The sequence below is a fragment of the Paenibacillus sp. PastF-3 genome (assembly GCF_029893135.1).
Lineage (GTDB): Bacteria > Bacillota > Bacilli > Paenibacillales > Paenibacillaceae > Paenibacillus_AQ > Paenibacillus_AQ nitricinens.
The window spans coordinates 38,516-60,894 of the sequence record NZ_JARXWM010000007.1 but is presented as its reverse complement, the minus strand read 5'-3'; the positions used below and the strand labels follow the sequence as shown (position 1 = coordinate 60,894).

The following is a 22,379-nucleotide window of genomic DNA, read 5'->3' as shown; positions in this document are numbered from 1 at the left end:
TTTATTTATAGGGGGATACACGAATGAAAACAGATCTAAAGGGATTGCTAGTGGAGGAAAAAGGAGAAGTAGGCATCAAGCAAATCGCGATTACGGTCGGCGTTATCATTGTAATTGGCGTGGTAGTTACTTATTTGAAAGACGGCGCACTAGTCGGATGGATAGATGATATCTGGACATTTTTATTTGAAGATTTGATTAAAAAGATGGTTAGCTAATTTGGGGTGAAAGCAGAATGCAAGGGATAGCAAAGGCAGTACTACTTACCATCCTGACATCGGTTACGATTTTGCTGTTTGTGAATTTGGCTTTCTTTTTTCCATGGTATTTAACGCTAGTGACGGAGACCTATAGTGTCTCACAGATTGTAGCAGGAGATAACTACCTGAAGGAATCGTATTATGAGGATGCTATGGAGAGATTACAGGAGCGCCCTATTTACCGGGATAAGGCTGATGATATTTCCATTACAGTCACTAATGTGGATCAAGATGATGCAATTGGAAATGATGATGAAACCTCCTATTACGAATGGAATGAAATGAACAAACCGTATCGGCAAAGAGGTGAACCGCTTACAGTCGAGATTAAGGCTGTTTATCCCTTTTCTATTACTTTATGGGGAAAGAAGCTCGAGCGTGAAATCCCGGTCCAATTCTCTATGTCAACAACGGGGCTGAAGCATTATAAGGATCTGGACTACTATATGGATTGATAGGAATGACTTTGAATGAGAAATCTTGCAATAGGGATATTAGCGATCATTCTGGTTTCGATTGCTGTAGAGCCTTTGGTAGAGATGGGGATTGTATTTCGAGAAAAGGTAGTGCTGAGCACTGCGATCTCTAATGCTTGCCGTGCAGCCAAGGATCGGAGCTTGGAGTATGAACTGCTTCGTGGACTAGATGCAAAAATTAACGAGGAGAGGTTCAAGGAATACTTCTCTGATGCTTTCGAGAGTGCGCTCAATGTATCGGAGCAAAGCCGTGATGATAATACACTCACATTTACATCTAATGATGGAAGATACAATGACTTTACCGTAAGTTTAGATTTTTCTGATGAAGAAAATATGGAGACCGGACAACAGGTATCCGAAGTAGATGTAAAGGCGCAAGCGACCTATAAGTTTAAGACTAGATATTTAAAGCTCGCTGAAGAAGCAGAAAGAGATGTGGGTTATCAATTAATTAGTGAAAGAAATTATATTCTCTCCGTTAAGAATTGATGAAAGGAACTATCGGCATGGACTATATCATGGTGACTCTTCAAACGGATACTGCTCAACGAATTGATCTGAAAGTTCCAGGGTTTGTAGTGATAGAAGATTTGCTAGATATGCTAACAGATTCCCTGAATTTAAAGAAGAGCAATGACCTCAAGCTTCAAGCTGAGCCGCTAGGCAGAATATTAAATAATAATAAAACCTTGGATCAAGAAGGTGTAGCCCATGGCGCACTCCTCACACTTATCTGAGAAGGGGTGATGAAATGAATGGTAACCTGCAAAATGGCGGATTAATTGTGAAAGCTGGAGAAGCGATCTTTATTACGGATATTAAGAATTATTCAGGAACTTATTCCTTGGACAGAGAGAATGCTCAAGCGGAGCCGATTCATTACGAGGGTTTGTTCTGGTTCATGAATGAGGCTGGCCACTCTCTATATTACAGTGATCAGTTAAAGGGTGATGTGCTCTGCAAGCTAGATATTGTAAAGCAGCAGGTAGAGGTCTTGTTAGATAAGCCCTGTTATCAGCTTCGGCGATGTGAAGATTGGATCTACTATATTCACGAAGAGGACCATCGATTGTATCGCTGTGCTACTAATGGGAAACGCGATATGAAGTTGATCGATGAGTATGTAGAGAGCTTTCTCTTGTATGAAGGGCAAATCTACTATGCTACGTCAAGTGGGATTAAGCGGAGCACAAAATCCGGTGAGGATAGAGAAAGGATTAGTGAATTGACTACAAGTTCACTGGTCCGAATAGGAAATAAGCTATGTTTTCCAGATCCTAAGAATAGACATTGCTTGACGCTGCTTGATGTGGAGAGTCAAAAGGTAACTATTGTAGACAACATGGATGTCCTTAGTATGAGCACGGATGGCAGATATCTTTATTGTGCTAATCGGTTAAACGGTAACAGTATTTATCGAGTAGACCCAGTGCATGGGGGCAGTATTCGGATATGTGGAGAGAACGCTGATTTCTTGCATGTTCTGGACAATGACCTTTATTTTTGCAGTGGTCGTGAATGGCATCGAATCTCTCTATTTGGTGGAGAGGCGGAGACAATAACCTTTACAGGAAGGTAGATCTAATGAGCTATGAATTCAGTCGTCAGCCCCGTTTCCTACCAGATATGCCCCGGGGAGAAATGGATGTTCCTAATCCACCCATGATCAATGAGAAACCAGAAATCTCTTGGTTCGGAATATTACTTCCACCAATCGTGATGTTGATTATTACCGTATTAATTGCGATGACTTCACAGTCCATTTACTTATTGATCTCGGTTGCAACTACAGTGATGACCTTAATCGGTTCTCTTACAGGAGCGACAGCGCAGATTAGAAAATATAAACGGAAAAAGAAGGAGCGAGAAGAGAAGTATCTCCAATTTATAACCGATGTGCGCAGTGAATTATCCATTGCTCGCGAACAACAGATTAAGGCTATGAATGAAATGAGTCCGGAGCCAGCGGAATGTGTGCAGAGGATTATGCGGAGAGATAACAAGCTATGGGAAAAAACGCCTTCCCATAATGATTTTTTGGCTCTGCGGATCGGAGTGGGCAGTACACCGCTGGAACTGCATATCAATTACACTAAGCAGGCTATCATCCTTGAAACGGACCCGCTTTTGATGGAGCCGCAGAGATTGGCTATGGAATTCGAAAAGGTCTCGAATGTTCCCATAACGGTTAATCTGGTAACCTCCGAAATATGCGGAATTGCCGGTGAAAGCGATAAGACAGCCGAACTTATAAAGCTGATGCTGCTTCAGCTTGTGACTCATCATGGTTATGACGATGTTAGAGTTATTGTTCTTGCCGCGGAGGATGAGCTGGAGAAATGGGATTGGCTTAAATTTGTACCCCATCTATGGGATGACGGCTTCAATATCAGATTTCTCTTATGTGGTAAGGCCATTGCCCATCAGACCTTGTCCGAGATTTATGGCGCTTTGAAGGAGAGAGAGATGAAGTCTTTGGTTGGCGGGGTATTGCCGCATTATCTCTTTATTGTAGAAGATACTTCTTTGCTTGAGAATGAGCTGATCAGTAAATATTTGTACAACGGCAGTGCACAAATTGGGGTATCTACCCTTTTTATCGCCAAGAATTCTGCCTATTTGCCCATGAACTGTAAAACGGTTATTCATTTGAACGGAAAAAGCGGTGAAATGGCCAATCGATTAACCGGAGAGAAGATCGTGTTTACTCCGGACCAGACAGAAATAAAGGACTTGGACCTGGTGGCGAGAAAGCTTGCGCCGCTTCGTATCAAAAATTCAAGTGCTAATTTCTCGCTTCCATCCTCCATCACGCTGATGGAAATGCTGCAGAACGAAAAGGTATCTGAAGTAAATGTAATGCTGAACTGGATCCGTAACAAAACCTATATGGGTATGAGCGTTCCTATAGGGGTGAGGGCTGGTGGAGAAGCTTTACATCTGGATATGCATGAGACGGGGTTTGGACCCCATGGTCTTGTAGCCGGGACGACGGGTTCCGGGAAAAGTGAACTGCTGCAGAGCATTATCGTCTCTCAAGCCATTCATTATCACCCCCATGATATTGCCTTTGTCCTCATCGATTATAAAGGGGGAGGCATGGCAGATGTATTCAAGGGAATGCCTCATCTGGTCGGTACCATTACGAACTTGGATGGGAATCAAACGACGAGAGCCCTCCTATCTATTAAAAGTGAGCTCATGCGGCGTCAACGTGTTTTCTCGGAATATGGCGTGAATAATATTGATAAATACCAGAAATTATTTTATAGCAACAATATCAAAGGTGATATGCCGGCTATTCCCCATCTGATTATGATTGCGGATGAGTTCGCGGAGCTGAAGCAGGATCAACCTGATTTCATGAAAGAGTTGGTGAGCACAGCGCGTGTTGGCCGAAGTCTTGGTGTTCATTTAATTCTTGCCACCCAGAAGCCTGCTGGTGTAGTGGATGACCAGATATGGAGCAACTCGAAATTCAAAATATGTCTGAAGGTACAGGATGAAGCGGATAGTAAGGATGTTATTAAACGTCCAGATGCCGCCATGATTAAGGAGCCGGGACGAGCGTATATACAGGTCGGAAATGATGAGATCTTTGAGTTATTCCAGTCTGCTTATTCCGGTGCTGATTATGATCCCAAGGGTGAACTGCAGAGACAGGAGAACAAGCCCAAACGAATCTACAAAGTGGCCCTGAATGGTAGAAGCGAGCAGATCTTTCCGCTGGAGGAAGAGAAAATCGCCAAAAACGATTCTACTTCCCAACTGCATGCCATGGTTGAATACATTACGGAGACCGCCAAGCAATATGGGATTTCTCCAATAAAAGGACCTTGGTTGCCGCCGTTGCCTGAACTAGTCTACCTTGATTCATTACTGACGAATAGCTTTGCAAATAATAGCTGGCCTCAGCAGCAGAAGCTGCTCAGTGTGCCAGTAGGAATTATGGATGATCCAAGAAAACAGAAACAGGAAACGGTGGAGATTGATTTTGCATCTGAAGGGAATCTGTTTGTCTATGGAACGCCGGGTACAGGTAAAACTGTGTTCCTCAAAACATTATGTATATCGCTGGCTCTGATGTATCCACCGGATGACGTCAACATCTACATTATGGATTTTGGCGGTAGCTCTCTCAAAGCTATGGAGAAGCTTCCTCATGTCGGTGGGGTTATGACACTGGAGCAAGAAGAAAAGATTGACCAGTGTATGCGTTTTGTGTTCAGGGTCATGGAGGAACGAAGAACGTTATTTGAAGCTACCGGTAGTGAGGGATTCAGTGATTATCGTAAAAGTGGACGAAAACTGCCAGCATTGGTAATTATGGTCGACAACTACTTCGCATTATCAGAGACTTACGAAGACTTTGACGCACAAATGGTGCTGCTGGCCCGTGAAGGCTTTAAGTACGGTATCTATATGGTAGCTACAGCTACCAATAGTGCTCTGGTCAGATATAAATTTTCGGTCAACTTTAAGATGGCGGTTAGCTTCCAAATGACGGAGAAAAGTGAATATGAAGGCATTGTAGGAAGAACAGAAGGCTTGGAACCGGTAAAGGTTGCAGGCAGAGGATTAGTACGGGGCAAGCCGCCTTTAGAATTCCAGACTTCGCTTCCTGAATATGAACATACCGCCACGGAGCTCTTATTGGAGAGAATGGAAGCTTTGAATCTTAGCGGAGCAGCTCCAATTCCGATGATGCCTTCTACCATTGACCTGAGAGCACTCAATAAGGATACAGAGATACTAGCAATAGGCTTGGCCAACAATGATTTACAGCCCGTGTTTGTAGACCTTCTCGCAACACCAGTGCTGATGGTAACGGGAGAGGCTATGTCAGGCAAGAGCACTTTACTTGTATCGTGGATGAAGCTGCTGAGTGATAAACAGGATCTTGAGGTATATGCGCTGGATTCATCCGCTATGGGCATTTATGAACTGATGAAGCAGCCTTTCGTAACGGATATAGCGAACGTGGATGATCTGGATGATTTCATTGATGGGATCAAGGATAAATTGGAATCTAGACGCAGCGAGCTTTTCTCTTGCAGGATGTCCGGCGGTGATGTTGGTGCGCTGATGAAACAGTGGAAGCAAATGATCTTTGTCATTGATCGCCTAAGTGAATTTACGAGTGGAGACATGTACATGCTGCATGAGCTGATTGAGCGGATTGTGAAGCAAGAACGCGGCATGAAGGTAGCTGTTCTAGCGGCAGACAATACAAGTGATCTTACCGCTAATTGGGATTCTTTGGGCAAGACCATAAGAGAAGAGCAGACCGGGATCTTGCTGGGTAGAATGAAAGAACAAAATCTGTACAATGTGTCTTTACCTTATGGAACCCAGGAGAAGAGTGGGGAGCAAGGCGATGGCTATCTCATTGTAAAGAACAAATACACGGGACTAAGATGCGCTGTGTTGAGCAAGGACAACTGAGTTGCTGCGGGGATGTGAGTTTAAGATGGAGGTGCAGAGATGTCAGTTAGTCCATCAGAAATTAGGGGAAAGGCTTCACAGATCCATAGACTAGCCAATGAAGTGAATAGTACTTCAAAAAAACTGCAAAGCGAGTACACACAATCGTCTAGTTACTGGACTGGCACAGCTTCTAAAGCGTTTCAAAGTGAATACGATGCGCTGGACCACGAGATAAAGGCCCTGCTTAGAACGCTAGATAGGCTCGGAAGTGGAGTTCAAAGAGTGGCTTCAGAAGTGAGCCGTGCCGAACAGGAAAGAGAAGAGAAGCGAAGACTGGCAGAGAAAGCAGCACAAGAGGTACTGAAACAAAAACAATTGGAAAAACAAAAGCAAAGCCAAAAGTAATGACGAAAACAAAGATTAATGCTTTGAAAGGAGGTGAATAAAATGGCGGGAAACAATCTTACATTTAATCCGGATCAGGCTCTAGGAGTAGCTAAGTCCATTAAGACTAAAGCAAGTAATGCGGATACACTTATCAAACAATTGCAGACTGAAATTCATGCGGTTAGCGGTTGGTGGCAAGGGGAATCACAAACAGCGTTTGTACAACAATTCGACGGACTTATGCCTAGTTTTAAAGAGCTTGTTCTCTGTGTAGAGAATATCAGTAAGAACCTAACGCAAATCGCTAACATCAAGCAACAAGCCGAGCAAGAAATGGCAAGTAAACTGCGCGGAAAATAATGCAGGTATACATAACAAGGCAGATCTTAAACTGTCTGCCTTGTTAGTAGATTTTAATTGGAATGAAATGATTTTTCTTGGGGGGATCTGTAAGTGAAGCTGACTGAACAACAATACATAAAGCTGGTATCCGTTGTAGAAGTAGCAGATGGGCTTGAGCTAACGGATAGTCTAGCCTTTGCTGGTGCAGCAGCCTATGCCTATAAAAATGAGCATGACGATAGATTAATTATCTTTACATATAAAGGCGAAGATTGGCTCGCTGATCTGCAGTCTCTGCTAAGCGGCCAAAGCAGCATGCCGGAGGAAGCCTCAAAATTTGCAATGAAGAACAAAGGAAAGGGAGACTGCCTAGTTACTGGTTATTCCATCGGTGGAGCGTTAGCTCTTTATGCAGCATCGGTTAATGAGGGGATTGGTGGTGTAGTATTCGACGCACCGGGGATCGCAAACATTCTGTCCGCTAAGCAAAATGAAAAGCTTCAGGTTAAAAATATTGTGGCCTACAACAGTCTAGTATCCGCCTTAGGCAAACATAACGAAGAGATTGTATTTGCTAAATCGGGTCTAGAAGGAACAGAATTCATGATCCCTGATTCCCTTTGGCAGCGCTATACCTTTGATTCCAAGGGGAATGTGATTACAGGTGAAAAAGGGAATACCTATGCCTTGTTGTCCAAGATTAATACGCTAACAGAAGATCATACGCCTGTTTTTGATGCTGTGATGAGCGGATTTGGAGATACAGTCGGACTAACCGAACGTGCATCTGATCATTTGGGGTATGTGATATTTACCTTAATGGATCAGCTGGATGTAGGGAAAGTGCGGGGTGCAATGATAGAAATCGCCCACAAATATGATCGAATGTTGGATGCAAAGTTCAGTGAGTGGAGAACTGAAATGAATCATATTCCGGAATCCTTCTTATTTGATGATATTCGTGCGAAGTACGAACATTTATCCGAAGCAGCCATGCTAGAGGCGGCGAAAACGGCAGAGGAGCTAAATGAAATCACACAAGCTGTCTTATCCATCCTTCTGATTTGCAGTCCGGTGGGGGATCAGCTGATGGACCACGTAGAGGAATGGTTGGATAAGCTGACAAATGCCCTCATGGAGCGTATGGAAAAACTAACCAGCCAAATGACGGCGCACCTTGATAAGGTGGTTGAAACGTACATGAATCAAATGTTCAAATATCCAGAATTGAAGCTGGATTTTGAATTCTAAGTGAGTTAATAGGATGTCATCATAAAGGAGTGAAGCCGGCATGAAAATTTTTTTTACAAGGAAGGTGTGGACTCTGATGTTGATATTATCAATGTTCAGCTTTATGGGCTGTGCCTCTAAAGATGAGAAAGCGGAAACGAAAATCTTAAGTTCTTTGCAGGAAAAGTATGGTGAGGAATTTGTTCTTGATGGTATAGGCGGCAGCTGGGGAACGATGAACAACAATACTTTGAAGGCGATTGTTCGACCGAAGCATGACGCGACCCTAAAAGTTCCTGTTGAAATCACTAAGGATCTGAAAAAGGTATATGACAAATATCTAAATCAGGCAGTAGCCAAAAATGCAGAACAGCCGATTCAAGAACTAGCAAAAAGAATTTGGCCAGACAGTAAGCTGATCATAGCTAACGATACAGGGTTAACCTACCCTGAACATTCAGATACTGGAATGTCATACAAGGAGTTTTTGGATCATTATCCGATGAACACACAACTAGTTAAAGTTTATTTGAATGCAGATGATTATATGGACGCTAAGGGAAACATGAATTCGCAAGCTGAATCCGAACATTATCTCAGCTTTGCTAATCAGCTTGCGGATAATCAATACATTAATTCTCTAATTTCGATTATTTATCTCACACCAGAGGCTTACGAGAAATTTGAGGAAGCTAAAAAATCAAAAGATACCGTAGATAATTTTTATAGTGACGAAGAGAAAAAGTCAGGCGTTCTAAGTGTGGTGACCAGAGTTGGATACACCCTTGGAATGGATGGTGAAGTTGAAGAGTCCCCCGAGAAAATTCTGGGTTTTATTGAGACCTGGAAAGAAAAAAGAGTGAAGAGCTTGGAGCAGAGAGGAGGACTATAATGGCCGATACTCTTACAGAAGTAGAACTGAAGCAAATTTCGCAGCTCGTTTATTTAGATATATTGGATTCGCAGGGAGTAGATACCAAGCTTTCTGATCAATACAAAAATAATGGCGATAAAATTGCACTCAGCGATGTAATCAAATACTATTCTTCACCCGAGGGTATGCAGAAATTAAAAGAACGTTATCCCAGTGATCTTAACGGAGAAAAAGAATACGAGCAATGGAGTCATCTGCTGCAGCAGATGAATACACCCAAATATCAGAATTGGGAAATCTCCAATGTGGTCTCCAATAATAAGCAAGAGGAATCAGGCTTTGTTGCTTTCACTGTCGATACCCAAACAGGGGAAAAAGTTGCAGCTTTTCGGGGTAGTGAACCCATAGATAACCCACTTTACCGCAATGACTGGAAAAATAACGGCACTACGGCATATTCCACCGAAGCTATTCAGCAAGCGGAAGCCAGAGAATACATGGAAAGCTTTAAGACCGACGGCAGTTATGATTTATATTTGACCGGGCATTCGCTCGGCGGCAACCTGGCCTTATATTCTTCCTTTATTTTGCCGGAGGATCTGCGTAAATATCTCGTTTCGGCTTCAACCTTCAATGCTCCGGGATTTAATGGAGATGTGCTAAATAAGTTCAAATCGAATATCGATGAAATGAATGAAAACGGACAAATCAAAGAGTTCAGAAATAAAAATGACATTGTTCCGGCCTTATTTAAAAATCCCTCATCGGGTATTTATATTGATACCAAATCAGAAGGGGAGGCCGGTCTGGCTCATCACTCTCTATTCTCACTGAAGATCGATGAGAACAATGAAACCTTTCAACGTTCTGAATCTCAGACCCGGGCCTTGGTCCCTAACCTCGTGCATAATATTACGGTTGGTTTGGAGGTCGTCCCTGATGTTCTGAAGGTGAGTATGGTTGAAGGGGTATTCAAAGTATTAGATGGAGAAGTGGATCTTTGGCCCTTAGCGTTAGCGGGAATAGCAGTAGTAGGGTTATTAATGGTAACTGTAGGGCCTGTTGCCGTTGTCACGGCAGCCGTAACTGCAGCATTAGCCGTGTTAGTCAGCACTATAAAAGCACTAGTTGCGCTCTATGTGATCGGTTTTGTCATGGACAGTGTGATTCCCTGGATAGAGCAAAAAGTAGAGGACATTAAGGAGAGAGTGGTTTCCTTCTATAATCAAAGTGTTGAATTTGTAACGAACATGGTTACAGAAGCTGTTCGAGTGACTAATTTGATTGGTGATAAAATTGTGGAATTTGCACAAAAAGTGAGACATGCAGTATCCGACTTTATGACCAAATTAAAAGATGGTTTCAATCGGTTTGTGGATAACACCATTCAATATGTAAAAGCTCAAAAGGAATATTGGATTAGTGTAAAAGACAAAGCCATGAAGAAAATGGGCGATATATTCCAAAGTGTAAAATCTAAAATCAAGAAAACCAAGGATGAATTTATCGCTGGCGTCCGCACGATTAAAGATTCAGCGATCAGCAAAATCAAATCAACCATAACAAAAACCATTATGAAGATTGCAGTTGCATCTGCTAGTGTTATTCAAGGCGCCAGGATCTTGGCGAATATGGATAAACTGGAGAGTCTGCAGAAAAGTCTGGGGCGTAAGGAAGAAAACATTGCTGAAGCTGTCGAGAGGATATTGTCCCTAGCTTCTGGAGTAAGTTCCAACGTGGGCGGAGCATACAGTGAATCTTATGTTCAAGCCCAATTAAGAGAAGTTCAGCGTTTAAGCAATGAAGTCCGAATACAGAAAAGTCGTGTAACAACAGCGATAAACAGCAAAACCGCAGGCCTAAGATACACCGTAACAAAATATCGGGAAATCGAATCCAAGATTGTTGCAGCAGCCCGTGCAAGTACTAACACTATGTACCTGAACTAAGAGATGACGTAGTGAGAGGGTGAAGCGATGAGAGCATTGCCGCTTAAATGGTTTGAGGCAAAGGACTGTAACAATGTTGTTAACTCTCAGGCTATGGGTGAGGTTTGAATTGGATTCCTAAAGTTAAAGGTTACTAAATGGAGAGGAGCAGTTAAATGAAAAAATTAATGAGTTCGCTGGTAGTTTTGCTAATGGTAACCCTGTTTTCTTCGAGTTTTATTAGTCTCGCAGCAAGTCTTCCATTGAGGGTAGTAGTAAATGGAGAAAAAGTTATTTTTCCAGATGCACAGCCTTTTATCGATGCTCAGCAAAGAGTCCAGCTTCCGGTTCGCTTTATAAGTGAAGCACTTGGAGCTAAGGTCTTATGGGACAGTAAGGCTAAAAAAGCCACAATCTCGCTTGAAGGCAAAACAATGGGTGTCTATATCGGGAAAAAAAGTTATGAGCTAAATGGAAAAACGAAACAAATGGATACGGCTGCACTATTTAAACAATCAAGAACGTTTGTCCCGCTGAGATTTGTATATGAAGGACTCGGCGTAAACGTGAAATGGGATGATGCCGTGAAGACGGTTTACATCACTACTCCGGGTAATGAGCCTCCTCCAAGCAGCAGCAAGCCTTCAACAGAGCCTAAAGAGGCGACTGTCCATGGATTTAAGATTCCGTATACAGAAATGGGACCGAATAGTGATCCAGCTTATGTATCAGCATCGAAAATGGTAGTTTATGAGACAGTGGACCCAGAACCCGACCAAATCATTATGCAATTTAGCATTAGTTTTACAAAGGTAGGCACAGATCCAGTTCAAGCTATGAATGAAGCAGAAGCTATTCTTCGCCAAAAAATTGAGGGCAATGTCGTTGATTCCATCATGAATTATGTCCGAACCAAAAAGCAAAGAAGTGATGCATTGCCGCTTAAGTGGTTTGAGGCAAAGGAGTTTAAGATTTTTGTTAATTCTCAGGCTATGGGCGAGATTGGAATTGGATTGCAAAAAAAGTAAAGTAAACGATAATCAGATCATTTATGGAATAGGTGACTAAATGAAAAAATCATTATGGTTTAGCTTTATCATTATAATCATTCAAACGCTTGTTACTTCTGTTGTCTCAGCAGAGGCGGGTGATAATATTCCAACAACAACAGCAGAAGTTATTAAACATATCAATGAGGATATGGAAAATTTATATGGTGAGGCTAATTATTATCCTATCCAATCGGGATTCGGTGCGTTAAGAACAGACTTGTTGCAAAAAAACATGGATTCAAAAACATTTAATTTTGATATGGTTTATGGACAAAGCCATGGACCGGTGTTGACCTATAAAAACAATATGTATGCCTATTCTGGATATACAGTTACTGGGGATTCCGTATCTACAGAAGGAGCCCCTTGGTATGCCGGGTGGAGTGGTACCCAAATTCAGAATTTCAACATGATTAAGGAACCATGGTTAAAAGCTGCTTTACTAGGAATTCAAAGAAATGATTTTGATAGATATACCAATACGAACAACGAATATCTACTGAAATCCAAAGGCACTTTTGAACAATCTATTATTACGGGATTAAATGAGAATTATGCAGGGAAATTGTATGAGAAATTTATGTACAACAATCAAAACAGCAATTTCAAAGACAAACCTGTGTATACAAGGGATGCAACCCCGTCTAAAGGTGGACAATGGATAGATTATGTTCACGTCCTACAGCCCCCTACATATCTTTCGTGGGGATCAGGCAGGATTTACATTCAAGGATCGGATGGAAATATTACTTACTTAGGTATTCCTATCGCTCCGTTTATTTTGCAGGCAAATGACCTATCCCCTCATTTCGAAACCATGCCGACCGGCGCAGTAGCGGGACAAGAGGTAACCGTCGGGATCAGACTGAGATCTAGCTTCGCTATCGAGAAAACGACAGATTACGCATGGAAGATCACGAGTAACGGAAAGGAAATCCCTGTAAGATACCACGGTCATGCGTCAACATTAGCAGGTGAAATTACGCTTGCGGCTAATACGGCGGACAAAATTCTTTACGCGACATTTACAATGCCTGAGGAAGATATATACATCCAGTTTAATCTGAATAGGCAGAAGTCACCTAAGGAAGTCATGTACGGAAATAATGAGCTTTACGGATGGATTAAGAAGGTCAACGCGATGCCAACAACCAAAGGCTCCTTTGATCTGGATTACAATGTGTTATCGAGAAAAGTGAAATTCGGGTTAGCAGATGGCGCAGCAATTAAGGCTGTTTTACAGCCGCCATATGCTGATTTCACTTGGAGTGGAAATGCTACCGGTGCTTTGGAAGTAACCAATAATTCGGATGCTATCTATCGCTATTTCCAAGTGAAGAACAATCCGGTGGTTGACGAGGCTGCCAGTACAATCATTAGACAACCCGACATTATAGCTAGTTTGCAGCGCCCTGATTTTGGCGATGATCCGGTTAACGGCAAATGGTATAGTAATCCGGCTCCGTACTCTCCTAATCAAAAGTCGGGCAATATCAGTTTCCAGGGTACCGTGAGCAGAAATTATACGCGTGATTATCAGGTTTGCAGCACCAGTAAGAACGCAGAAGGCCAAGATGTTGAATCTTGTCAAACGTATACGGAGAGTGGAACCACTTCGGCTCCATTTACACCTGGGCAAGATGTCAAAACCATTCGTACTTATATTTATAACGGTCTCGAACAAATCGCACCGAAGCTATACAAGAATTCAATAGACAAGAATAAGGCAGATTCTTTAATCAGAGAGCTCCTCTGGACAAGTGAGCCTTCCCCTTATAATGTAATCCGCTGGATGGCTCATGAAGATGAGAATAAGGTCCTGAAGGAATGGACGAAGGTAAGGGGGAAATTCGAGCGGATCTTTACACAGCAGGCCAGTGCAGACATTGGCTGGAAGGTTGAGAATAGCATGGCTAAAGCTTATAAGAAAGCCAGAGATACCGCTAAAAAAATGCTGAATAACAAATCTGATTACGATAATGCCGTGTTTGCAACCGATAAACAGCTGCAAGGATATGATTATCCGATTAAATCGGGATATTATTTTAACCCTGTTGGAACCTATTCCTTTACACTGGAGACGGTTACGTTTAAGGACACAGATAAAGACACGAAGGACCATAAGGAGCTTGTTGAGGACCTTACGAATTCTTTCCGCTATGAAACGGATCTTATGTATATCAATAACGATAAGGTTGCGGTTAATCTCCGGAATGAACCCCTGAGCAAAAGCGGCAATAACTTTGCAAGAAAGCCAGCAGCTTTATCTGTCGAGGATAACACGGGCGTTAATAACGCGAAATTACTTACGGTTGAGAATAGCTTTACTAAAGAGGTGGAAGAAATTCCATATTCCCAGAATAGAGAAGAGGATGAAGGCACCCATGAATTCTGGAAGAATATACTAGAGGGTTATTCACAATCTAGTACACTGGGAAGCTTCAGCAATTTCAAATACCGTGAATATGTGGGCTTGAATCAGCATATGTACAAGATCACAGAGAAGTCTACGGTGACCATTACGATCAACAAAGACAAACTTCCTGTCTATACTACAGCTGAAATGCCAGACGGCAAGTATTATGTCAAGGCTTGGCTGGCGGATGTGGAGCTGTCTAAGAGTAGCAATGCTTACAAATCTTTAGGCAAGCTGGTCGGCATTAAGCCGCTGGATCAGATTGAGGTTACGGTAAAAGGCTCCATGTTCGACGACTTGAATAACTAAATGACAGCACCCTCCATGCAAAGATGCATGGAGGGTGTTTTGTTAAAAGATAAGAAACGTATAAGTTTTACGCTATACATGATCCTTATATTTCTCGCTTAAACGCCTACCGTCATTGTTAGGACGCCAAAGGCGTTTATACTTGTTGTGATAGCGCTTCATTCGACGTATAATTAGGGCTGGTGATTGCTTTTTTTAATGGTATTATTCATTTGTGTATGGGTAGCGTATCAATTTCTAACTAGAGAAAGGGAGATAATTGCTGTGAAGCTATTGGGAGCGATTGAAGCAGGCGGAACAAAGTTTGTATGTGGGATTGGTTATGAGGACGGTACCATTGTTGACCGAGTTAGCTTTCCGACAACAACACCGGAAGAAACGATGGGACTAGTAATAGACTATTTTAAAGAGAAAAATGTAGAAGCATTCGGAATCGGATCTTTTGGACCGATTGATCCCGTACTGGACAGCCCTACTTATGGTTACATAACAACGACACCAAAACCCCACTGGGGACAATATAATCTGGTAGGCACAATGGCTGAACAATTTAACGTTCCGATCGGCTTTGACACGGATGTGAATGGTGCAGCGCTTGCGGAGAGTAAATGGGGAGCGGCTAAAGGTCTGGACAGCTGTCTTTACATAACGGTTGGGACAGGGATTGGAGCAGGAGCGGTTGTTGGCGGCCAGATGGTTCATGGATTGTCACATCCTGAGATGGGACATATTCTAGTTCGTAGACATCCAGAGGATACGTTTGAGGGTTACTGTCCTTATCATGGCGATTGTCTTGAAGGATTAGCCGCAGGTCCGGGGATCGGCAAACGCTGGGGACAACCGGCTGGAGAGCTACCAGTGGACCATCCGGCATGGGAGATGGAAGCTCACTATCTTGCCCATGCACTCATGAACTATGTGCTGATTCTGTCTCCTCAAAAAATCGTAATGGGCGGTGGTGTTATGAAGCAAAGCCACCTATTCCCGTTAATTCGCACTAAGCTGCAAGAGTTATTGAGCGGATATGTTCAACATCCATCGCTTAATGTCGACATCGATAATTATGTTGTCTCACCAGGTCTTGGAGACAATGCAGGGCTTGCTGGAGCGATTGGATTGGCTACATTAGCTCTAGCTAGAAGCTAGTATAAAAAGACATTGACTGTTCGGTAATATATGGTATTGTAGGATCTAACAGTATAGCATTTAATGAGGGAGCACCTCTTTCGCGTTTATCGTGAGAGTGGTGCTTTTTTGCGTTCGGGGTCTGATTGCGAAAGGATTTGTTCGCTCCGAAGGAAGCTCTTCCCGGAAGGTTATTGTGCTTGCTGTAAGTTGAGAAAGGTAGGGATGAATATGCAAATTGTATTTATGAACCGTTTATCCAGAATATCTGGAGTGGATCAAGAGGTGTACGCCCAGCTGTGGATTGGAGAGGAAGAGGGGATCTGGAGTCTGGGCTGGCGTGATTTTTCAGGAGGGGAGAATTACATTGAGAATTTATGGTATGAAGGTGGATCTTGGAATGAAATGCTCTGTGTATACAGGCATGAGCTAGCGGTGAAGATGGGAGATGGCTATCGACCCTTAATCGATGGGATATTCCACGAGGAGGATAGTCTTAGCGGACGTAATCAGGAGCAGCTGAAGCTTCAATATTACAGTGAACATTATGGGAATGAAGCCATTTATGAAGAGTTATGTGCTTGGCGCCGTGGTAAGGCTTCGAGTGAACGGAAGGCACCCTATATTCTCGCCAGCAATCGTCTATTGCGCTTGTTAAGTACATTTCTACCGCATACGCCAGAGGAACTGATGCAAATTCCTGGTGTAGGAGAAGGCAAGGTAGCACAGTTTGGGGCCGATTGGCTGGCTATAACTACTGCGGTGGCAAGGGAACATTCCTTCCCTCTAAATTGGGTATATGAAGTAATTGAAGAGGAGTCTTTCATATCTTGGCTTTATAAACAGAAAGAGGTCAAATATAAGAAGCAGCTAGAACGATTGCGCTTGCGGAGGATTATGTTACAGGGGATCGAGAATGGATTGGGCTTGGAACAGCTTAAGGTGAACAGTGGAGTGAACCGGCGTGAACTGATTGAAGCGGTAGAGGAGCTAGAAAGAGAGGGTTATTCCGTCGAGAAGCTGATCCATGTAGAGCTTGGCAATATGCCGCAGCATGAGCAGGATGCGATATGGAATGCCTATGAGGAGCTTGGAGACCTTTTCCTAAAACCGGTGTTACATAAGGTGTATGGTGACGATTTTTCCGCTGCTGAAGGATTGGATATTTATTATGAGCGTCTGCGATTGATCCGCATCCGTTTCCGCCGGGAGCAAACGCATAAAGTGGGCATGGCGACCAGTTTTTAAATTCGCGCAAACCAAAAAGACGAAGGCTTCCTTATACCTTTCGGTTACAGGGCCTTCGTCTTGCTTATTCGTCCGGTTCGTTTCATAGCCATTCCTTCTTACGGAAAACATACAGCATCCCACAGCCTAACGTCAACATAACACCTATAACGCCATAATAGCCATATTTTGTATGAAGCTCAGGCATATGATCAAAGTTCATACCGTATATTCCGGTAATTACGGTCAGGGGCATGAATATTGTTGTGATCGCAGTAAACACTCTCATAATTTCATTCGCACGGTTGGCGATACTGGATTGGTATGCCTCTCGTAAGTTGCCCATGAGATCGCGATATGTCTCAAAGGTTTCAGATATTTTAACCGCATTTTCATAAATGTCGCTAAAATATTTCTGCAGCTGATCATCAATCAGACGGAGGTCTTTTTTATTTAGGGTATTGATTACTTCTTTTTGTGGCCCCAGCATTTTCTTCAACCATAGAATTTCACTTCGCAGACCGATAATTTCACTGAGATGTGACTTCTTGGTATGCATGAGAATATCTTCTTCCAGCTTCTCAATCCGAGCTTCAATTCGGTCGCCGACGGAGAAATAGTTATCCACGACAAGGTCAATTAGTAAGTAAAGGAACATATCCGGTTCACTTACTTCTTGCTCCCAGAGCATAGGCTTCAGGATTCGTAGTTCATTGATCTTTTGCTTCGTGACAGTGATGATGTAATGTCTTCCAAGGAATACATTGAGCGCCCGTAGGAAAATTTCTTCATCGTCAAAGCGGATGCTATTTACAACTATAAAGTAGTGACTTTCGTATATTTCGATCTTCGGACGCTGATCCTCTTCGCTAAGGCAATCCTCAACAGCAAGATCATGTAGGTTGAATAAGGGCTGAAGCAGCTCCAAATCCTCAACATCGGCGTCAATCCAATAGAACCCTTCCGTTGGGGGTGTTAGTGTTTCATCAATTTCATCAATAGGTGTAAAAACCCCTGCATTCACCAGCCGGATTTTCATCTGATTTCACTCCTCCTATCCCCAGGTCTTCACTAGGGACTGCTAAATTAAGCACAGAGAAAAAAATCAGCTTGGCCGGGCGTTACAATCAATACATAGGGCCAAATGACGTTTCGAGGGCATGAAGAAGAACTGCTCCCGCCGCCGGCAAGCTGATGATTATCCTGTGTGGTTGCTCATTCTGTACACATATTTGCGAGCTCGGGTCGCCTTCCATTCTTCTTCTCACCTCTTCTTTTCGTTCAGGTATGAAATACTTGTCTAGTATAACAACGGAGTATGCCTCTTTCAAGCAAATTTATTGTGATTTTGAGGCTTCTTCAGCATTGTATGGACTTGACGAAAAGGAGGTTCATGATTTAAAGTGAATTTTAAAGTAATTTAATTGAATACAGCTAAATCTTATCAAGAGCAGGTGGAGGGACTAGCCCTATGAAACCCGGCAACCGGCGTGTAAACGCACGGTGCTAATTCTTGCGGAATTTCTGCAGACGTCTAATCGTCTTCAGGAATATTCTGGCAGATGAGAGAGGCGCATATGACTGTAGATATGACCTTTCTCGATTTCCGAGGAAGGTCTTTTTATTGTTCAGCAAGCCGCAGTGCGGCAAAACAACTAAATTCAGCTAAGGAGTGGAAAGACAATGCCAATTAAAATTCCCGACAGTTTACCGGCGAAAGAAGTACTATCCGGAGAAAATATTTTTGTGATGGACGAAAGTCAGGCTTTCCATCAGGATATCCGTCCACTACGGATTGCTATTCTGAACCTCATGCCGACTAAAGAGACGACAGAGACTCAATTGCTGCGTTTAATTGGAAATTCGCCACTACAAGTTGATGTTACTTTATTGCATCCGCGTTCCCATATTTCCAAGAATACTTCTGCGGAACATTTGAAGAGCTTTTACAAAACCTTTGACGAGATCAGCCACCGCCGTTTGGATGGTTTAATCGTTACAGGTGCTCCTGTAGAACAAATGGAGTTCGAGGAAGTATCGTATTGGGAAGAGCTGAAAGAGATTTTTGAATGGAGCAAGGACAATGTGACTTCAACTATGCATATTTGTTGGGCGGCACAGGCAGGCTTATATCATCATTTTGGTGTTCGTAAAGTGGCATTGCCTGAGAAATGTTTTGGCGTCTTCCCTCATACGATTAATCAAAATAACATTAAACTGTTGCGCGGCTTTGACGAGGTGTTCCATGTACCACACTCTCGTCATACCGATGTCTCCCGTGAAGATATTGAGAATAATCCAGATCTGCAGATTCTGGCGGAATCCGAAGAAGCTGGTATGTATCTAGTGGCTACAAACGACGGAAAACAAATATTTGTGACCGGACATTCCGAATATGATCCTCTATCCTTGAAATGGGAATATGACCGTGATGTGTCTAGAGGGATGGAGATGGCTTTGCCGAAACATTACTTCCCTAAAGATGATCCAGAACGTACACCTCCAGCAGTATGGCGTGCGCATGCCAATTTATTATTCTCTAACTGGCTCAATTACTATGTATATCAAGAAACGCCTTATGATATCGACCCGATTGTTTATTAATAATAACGCTACAATATAAATTAGGAGGCATTAATCATGGATGACAAACTTAGGATTGAAAGTAGACTGGCTCAAATAGGTTCTCAAGAAGATCCAGCCACTGGAGCAATTAATTTTCCAATTTATAATGCAACGGCATTTCGTCATCCAAAACTCGGTCAGAGCACAGGGTTTGATTATAGCCGCACCAAGAGTCCGACCCGTTCAGTACTTGAGAATGCAGCTGCGGAACTGGAATCTGGAGATGCAGGATTTGCTTGTAGCTCAGGGATGGCAGCGATACAAACGGTGCTTACCTTGTTCGCTCAAGGCGACCATTTGATCGTTTCGCTGGATCTTTACGGCGGTACCTATCGTTTGTTGGAACGGATTATGTCCAAGTTTGGAATCACTGCTTCTTATGTAGACACGAATGATTTGGATGCACTGGAAGCTTCACGTCGTCCAAATACGAAAGCTGTATTTATTGAAACGCCAACGAATCCACTTATGATGATCACGGATATTGAAGCTGTATGCACTTGGGCACGTCACCATGGGTTACTTAGCATTGTAGATAATACCCTGCTGACTCCATTCTTCCAACGGCCTATAGAATTAGGTGCGGATATTGTAGTTCATAGCGCTACTAAGTATTTGGGTGGTCATAATGATGTACTGGCAGGCCTAATTGTATCCAAGGGTGTAGAATTATCAGCTGAAATAGCTATTCTACATAACTCTATTGGAGCTGTACTTGGACCAACAGACAGTTATCAGTTGATGAGAGGCTTGAAGACATTGGCGCTGCGTATGGAGCGTCATGAGAGCAATGCACTAGCGATTGCTCGATACTTATTAGAGCATCCAGCGGTTGCGGAAGTGTTCCATCCAGGATTGCCGGATCATCCAGGACATGAAATCCAGAATCGCCAATCTTCAGGCAATACCGGTATTTTTTCTTTCAAATTAAAAGATGCCAGATACGTGGAGCCGCTTCTTCGTCATATTCGTCTGATTGCATTCGCAGAGAGCCTTGGCGGCGTAGAGTCACTTATGACTTATCCGGCTGTACAAACGCATGCTGATATTCCAGTGGAGATTCGAAATGCTGTGGGGGTAGATGACCGATTGCTGCGTTTCTCCGTCGGTATTGAACATGCAGAGGATTTGATTGCTGATCTTGGCCACGCCCTGGAAGCTGCTAAGACAGAAATTGACCCCGAGTAACAGCAAGAGATGTTCACTCAAGTGTTAGTGGAAAAATAGAGTATAACTAGCAGTATCGCTAAGTGCGATGCTGCTTTTCTTCTGGATGGGAATTTGCGAAGAATGTAAAAGCATTTTTCAAGCTGTTCAGATTGTGATACGATGAGGAAATGAACTGTTCAATTGTATGAGAAAGGGTTGTCATCTTGAAAAAGAGACAACGTTTTTTCTTCCTGTAATTTTGTGATTCTATCATACCCCTAAGGGTTTAGAAGGAGGATGCGAACGATGAGTGCGATAGATCTTATTTTGGACAAAGCCCTACGGGGTGAACGTCTTCAATTGGAAGATACCATCCGACTGTTCGAGAGCAACGAAATTGAGAAAATGGGTGCAGCTGCAAACACCATAATGGAACGCTGGCATCCAGACCCGATGGCCACGTTTGTAATTGGTCGTAATATTAACTATACGAATGTATGTGATGTCTACTGTCGTTTCTGCGCATTTTATCGCAGACCGGGCTCTGATGAGGGATATGTACTGCCGGATGAGACGATTTACCAAAAAATTGCTGAGACTATCGCTGTAAATGGTACAGAAATACTGATGCAAGGCGGTACGAACCCAAATCTTCCTTTCAGCTATTATACCGATATACTTCGCGGAATTAAGCAACGTTTTCCTGAGATTACAATGCATTCCTTCTCTCCTGCTGAGATTATGAAGATGAAAGAAGTATCTGGATTATCGCTCGAAGAAGTTGTGCGTGAAATCCATGCTGCTGGCCTGGATTCATTACCAGGTGGGGGAGCGGAAATTCTCGATGATCGTACACGCCGCAAGATCAGCCGACTTAAAGGCTCATGGCGCGAGTGGATGGACGTAATGCAGACAGCGCATAAGATCGGTATGAATACGACAGCTACGATGGTCATTGGACTTGGTGAGAGTATGGAAGAACGGGCACTGCACTTACTTCGTGTGCGTGAGGCTCAGGACGAGTGTATTGCCAACAAATACGATTCAGAGGGTTTCTTGGCCTTTATCTCTTGGACATTCCAACCGGACAATACCAACCTGAAGCTGGATAGACAAACGCCTGAGGAATACCTGAAGACGGTAGCCATTAGTCGCCTTGTTCTAGACAACATTAAGAACTTCCAATCCTCTTGGGTAACAATGGGACCAGAGGTCGGCAAGCTTTCCCTTCAATATGGCTGCAACGATTTCGGCAGTACAATGATTGAAGAAAACGTAGTATCTTCTGCGGGTGCGACCTACAAGGTCAACATCGAGTCGATTACTCAATTGATCCGCGAAGCAGGCAAAATCCCGGCACAGCGGAATACACGCTACGATATTCTGCGCGTGTTCGATGACCCGAATGCGAAAATTGCTAATGATTTCATCATGCAGAACTAATATATAAATCAATTTAACGCTTGTTGCTCGTTAATCCGTTTAGTGGATGATTGAGCAGCAAGCGTTTTTTTTTGTAAGGTTAAGATTTAGATCGTTAGCCAGCCTC

General features: G+C 43.0%; 19 protein-coding genes and 1 riboswitch. Of the genes, 18 read left to right on the top strand and 1 reads right to left on the bottom strand.

All coding sequences use genetic code 11. The features are described 5' to 3' along the window. The first annotated feature begins 23 nt into the window (after positions 1 to 23). From M2444_RS15480 to M2444_RS15410, 15 genes are all read left to right on the top strand, one after another. Positions 24 to 218, top strand: a complete 195-nt coding sequence (locus M2444_RS15480; protein ID WP_094870539.1) for a hypothetical protein — start codon at positions 24 to 26, stop codon at positions 216 to 218. 17 nt (positions 219 to 235) lie between these two features. Beyond that, a complete protein-coding gene (locus M2444_RS15475) occupies positions 236 to 715 on the top strand; it encodes a hypothetical protein (RefSeq protein WP_094870538.1) in 480 nt (159 codons plus the stop codon). Between the two features lie 15 nt (positions 716 to 730). After that, positions 731 to 1,228 carry a hypothetical protein gene (locus tag M2444_RS15470; protein WP_094870537.1) on the top strand — a complete coding sequence of 166 codons (498 nt, stop codon included), beginning with the start codon at positions 731 to 733 and terminating at the stop codon, positions 1,226 to 1,228. A gap of 17 nt (positions 1,229 to 1,245) precedes the next feature. After that, a complete protein-coding gene (locus M2444_RS15465; protein WP_179283640.1) occupies positions 1,246 to 1,476 on the top strand; it encodes an EsaB/YukD family protein in 231 nt (76 codons plus the stop codon). A gap of 14 nt (positions 1,477 to 1,490) precedes the next feature. Continuing rightward, positions 1,491 to 2,318, top strand: a complete 828-nt coding sequence (locus M2444_RS15460; protein WP_280787396.1) for a DUF5050 domain-containing protein — start codon at positions 1,491 to 1,493, stop codon at positions 2,316 to 2,318. Between the two features lie 5 nt (positions 2,319 to 2,323). After that, positions 2,324 to 6,184 carry a type VII secretion protein EssC gene (gene essC, locus M2444_RS15455; RefSeq protein ID WP_280787395.1) on the top strand — a complete coding sequence of 1,287 codons (3,861 nt, stop codon included), beginning with the start codon at positions 2,324 to 2,326 and terminating at the stop codon, positions 6,182 to 6,184. 39 nt (positions 6,185 to 6,223) lie between these two features. Beyond that, complete coding sequence (locus tag M2444_RS15450; protein ID WP_280787394.1) at positions 6,224 to 6,571, top strand: WXG100 family type VII secretion target; 348 nt, start codon at positions 6,224 to 6,226, stop codon at positions 6,569 to 6,571. A gap of 42 nt (positions 6,572 to 6,613) precedes the next feature. Beyond that, positions 6,614 to 6,913: a WXG100 family type VII secretion target gene (locus tag M2444_RS15445; protein WP_042125627.1), complete on the top strand. Its 300-nt coding sequence runs from the start codon at positions 6,614 to 6,616 to the stop codon at positions 6,911 to 6,913. Between the two features lie 93 nt (positions 6,914 to 7,006). After that, complete coding sequence (locus M2444_RS15440) at positions 7,007 to 8,146, top strand: Mbeg1-like protein (protein WP_094876485.1); 1,140 nt, start codon at positions 7,007 to 7,009, stop codon at positions 8,144 to 8,146. Positions 8,147 to 8,222: 76 nt separating this feature from the next. Further along, on the top strand, positions 8,223 to 9,017 hold the full coding sequence (locus M2444_RS15435) for a hypothetical protein (protein ID WP_143812142.1): 795 nt from the start codon (positions 8,223 to 8,225) through the stop codon (positions 9,015 to 9,017). Beyond that, positions 9,017 to 10,948 (top strand): Mbeg1-like protein, encoded by a 1,932-nt coding sequence (locus M2444_RS15430; protein ID WP_280787393.1) that lies wholly within the window; start codon positions 9,017 to 9,019, stop codon positions 10,946 to 10,948. The genes M2444_RS15435 and M2444_RS15430 overlap by 1 nt, the downstream gene beginning before the upstream one ends. A gap of 155 nt (positions 10,949 to 11,103) precedes the next feature. Beyond that, positions 11,104 to 11,955 (top strand): copper amine oxidase N-terminal domain-containing protein, encoded by an 852-nt coding sequence (locus M2444_RS15425; protein ID WP_094870529.1) that lies wholly within the window; start codon positions 11,104 to 11,106, stop codon positions 11,953 to 11,955. 40 nt (positions 11,956 to 11,995) lie between these two features. Continuing rightward, the gene (locus M2444_RS15420; RefSeq protein WP_280787392.1) at positions 11,996 to 14,704 is read left to right on the top strand and encodes a hypothetical protein; all 2,709 of its coding nucleotides are present in this window, start codon (positions 11,996 to 11,998) and stop codon (positions 14,702 to 14,704) included. A 264-nt stretch (positions 14,705 to 14,968) separates the two neighbouring features. Next, positions 14,969 to 15,850, top strand: a complete 882-nt coding sequence (locus tag M2444_RS15415; protein WP_256989830.1) for an ROK family protein — start codon at positions 14,969 to 14,971, stop codon at positions 15,848 to 15,850. Positions 15,851 to 16,060: 210 nt separating this feature from the next. Continuing rightward, the gene (locus M2444_RS15410) at positions 16,061 to 17,077 is read left to right on the top strand and encodes an HRDC domain-containing protein (protein WP_280787391.1); all 1,017 of its coding nucleotides are present in this window, start codon (positions 16,061 to 16,063) and stop codon (positions 17,075 to 17,077) included. 82 nt (positions 17,078 to 17,159) lie between these two features. Here M2444_RS15410 and corA read toward each other — a convergent pair whose 3' ends face one another. Then, complete coding sequence (gene corA / locus M2444_RS15405; RefSeq protein WP_042125638.1) at positions 17,160 to 18,095, bottom strand: magnesium/cobalt transporter CorA; 936 nt, start codon at positions 18,093 to 18,095, stop codon at positions 17,160 to 17,162. A gap of 399 nt (positions 18,096 to 18,494) precedes the next feature. Next, positions 18,495 to 18,625: riboswitch (SAM riboswitch) on the top strand. Between the two features lie 114 nt (positions 18,626 to 18,739). On the opposite strand from corA, the gene metA reads away from it, so the two are divergent. From metA to mqnC, 3 genes are all read left to right on the top strand, one after another. Then, positions 18,740 to 19,660, top strand: coding sequence for a homoserine O-acetyltransferase MetA (gene metA, locus M2444_RS15400; protein WP_042186211.1), 921 nt, complete (start codon positions 18,740 to 18,742; stop codon positions 19,658 to 19,660). A 36-nt stretch (positions 19,661 to 19,696) separates the two neighbouring features. Continuing rightward, on the top strand, positions 19,697 to 20,869 hold the full coding sequence (locus M2444_RS15395) for an aminotransferase class I/II-fold pyridoxal phosphate-dependent enzyme (RefSeq protein WP_094870525.1): 1,173 nt from the start codon (positions 19,697 to 19,699) through the stop codon (positions 20,867 to 20,869). A gap of 267 nt (positions 20,870 to 21,136) precedes the next feature. Beyond that, complete coding sequence (mqnC, locus tag M2444_RS15390) at positions 21,137 to 22,273, top strand: cyclic dehypoxanthinyl futalosine synthase (RefSeq protein ID WP_094870524.1); 1,137 nt, start codon at positions 21,137 to 21,139, stop codon at positions 22,271 to 22,273. The last annotated feature ends 106 nt before the right edge of the window (positions 22,274 to 22,379 follow it).

Excerpts from the sequence above, each read along its gene's own strand:
- M2444_RS15480 (WP_094870539.1), top strand. The coding sequence starts at position 24 with ATGAAAACAGATCTAAAGGGATTGCTAGTGGAGGAAAAAGGAGAAGTA.
- M2444_RS15475 (WP_094870538.1), top strand. The coding sequence starts at position 236 with ATGCAAGGGATAGCAAAGGCAGTACTACTTACCATCCTGACATCGGTT.
- M2444_RS15470 (WP_094870537.1), top strand. The coding sequence starts at position 731 with ATGAGAAATCTTGCAATAGGGATATTAGCGATCATTCTGGTTTCGATT.
- M2444_RS15465 (WP_179283640.1), top strand. The coding sequence starts at position 1,246 with ATGGACTATATCATGGTGACTCTTCAAACGGATACTGCTCAACGAATT.
- M2444_RS15460 (WP_280787396.1), top strand. The coding sequence starts at position 1,491 with ATGAATGGTAACCTGCAAAATGGCGGATTAATTGTGAAAGCTGGAGAA.
- essC (WP_280787395.1), top strand. The coding sequence starts at position 2,324 with ATGAGCTATGAATTCAGTCGTCAGCCCCGTTTCCTACCAGATATGCCC.
- M2444_RS15450 (WP_280787394.1), top strand. The coding sequence starts at position 6,224 with ATGTCAGTTAGTCCATCAGAAATTAGGGGAAAGGCTTCACAGATCCAT.
- M2444_RS15445 (WP_042125627.1), top strand. The coding sequence starts at position 6,614 with ATGGCGGGAAACAATCTTACATTTAATCCGGATCAGGCTCTAGGAGTA.
- M2444_RS15435 (WP_143812142.1), top strand. The coding sequence starts at position 8,223 with ATGTTGATATTATCAATGTTCAGCTTTATGGGCTGTGCCTCTAAAGAT.
- M2444_RS15430 (WP_280787393.1), top strand. The coding sequence starts at position 9,017 with ATGGCCGATACTCTTACAGAAGTAGAACTGAAGCAAATTTCGCAGCTC.
- M2444_RS15425 (WP_094870529.1), top strand. The coding sequence starts at position 11,104 with ATGAAAAAATTAATGAGTTCGCTGGTAGTTTTGCTAATGGTAACCCTG.
- M2444_RS15420 (WP_280787392.1), top strand. The coding sequence starts at position 11,996 with ATGAAAAAATCATTATGGTTTAGCTTTATCATTATAATCATTCAAACG.
- M2444_RS15410 (WP_280787391.1), top strand. The coding sequence starts at position 16,061 with ATGCAAATTGTATTTATGAACCGTTTATCCAGAATATCTGGAGTGGAT.
- corA (WP_042125638.1), bottom strand. The coding sequence starts at position 18,095 with ATGAAAATCCGGCTGGTGAATGCAGGGGTTTTTACACCTATTGATGAA.
- metA (WP_042186211.1), top strand. The coding sequence starts at position 18,740 with ATGCCAATTAAAATTCCCGACAGTTTACCGGCGAAAGAAGTACTATCC.
- M2444_RS15395 (WP_094870525.1), top strand. The coding sequence starts at position 19,697 with ATGGATGACAAACTTAGGATTGAAAGTAGACTGGCTCAAATAGGTTCT.
- mqnC (WP_094870524.1), top strand. The coding sequence starts at position 21,137 with ATGAGTGCGATAGATCTTATTTTGGACAAAGCCCTACGGGGTGAACGT.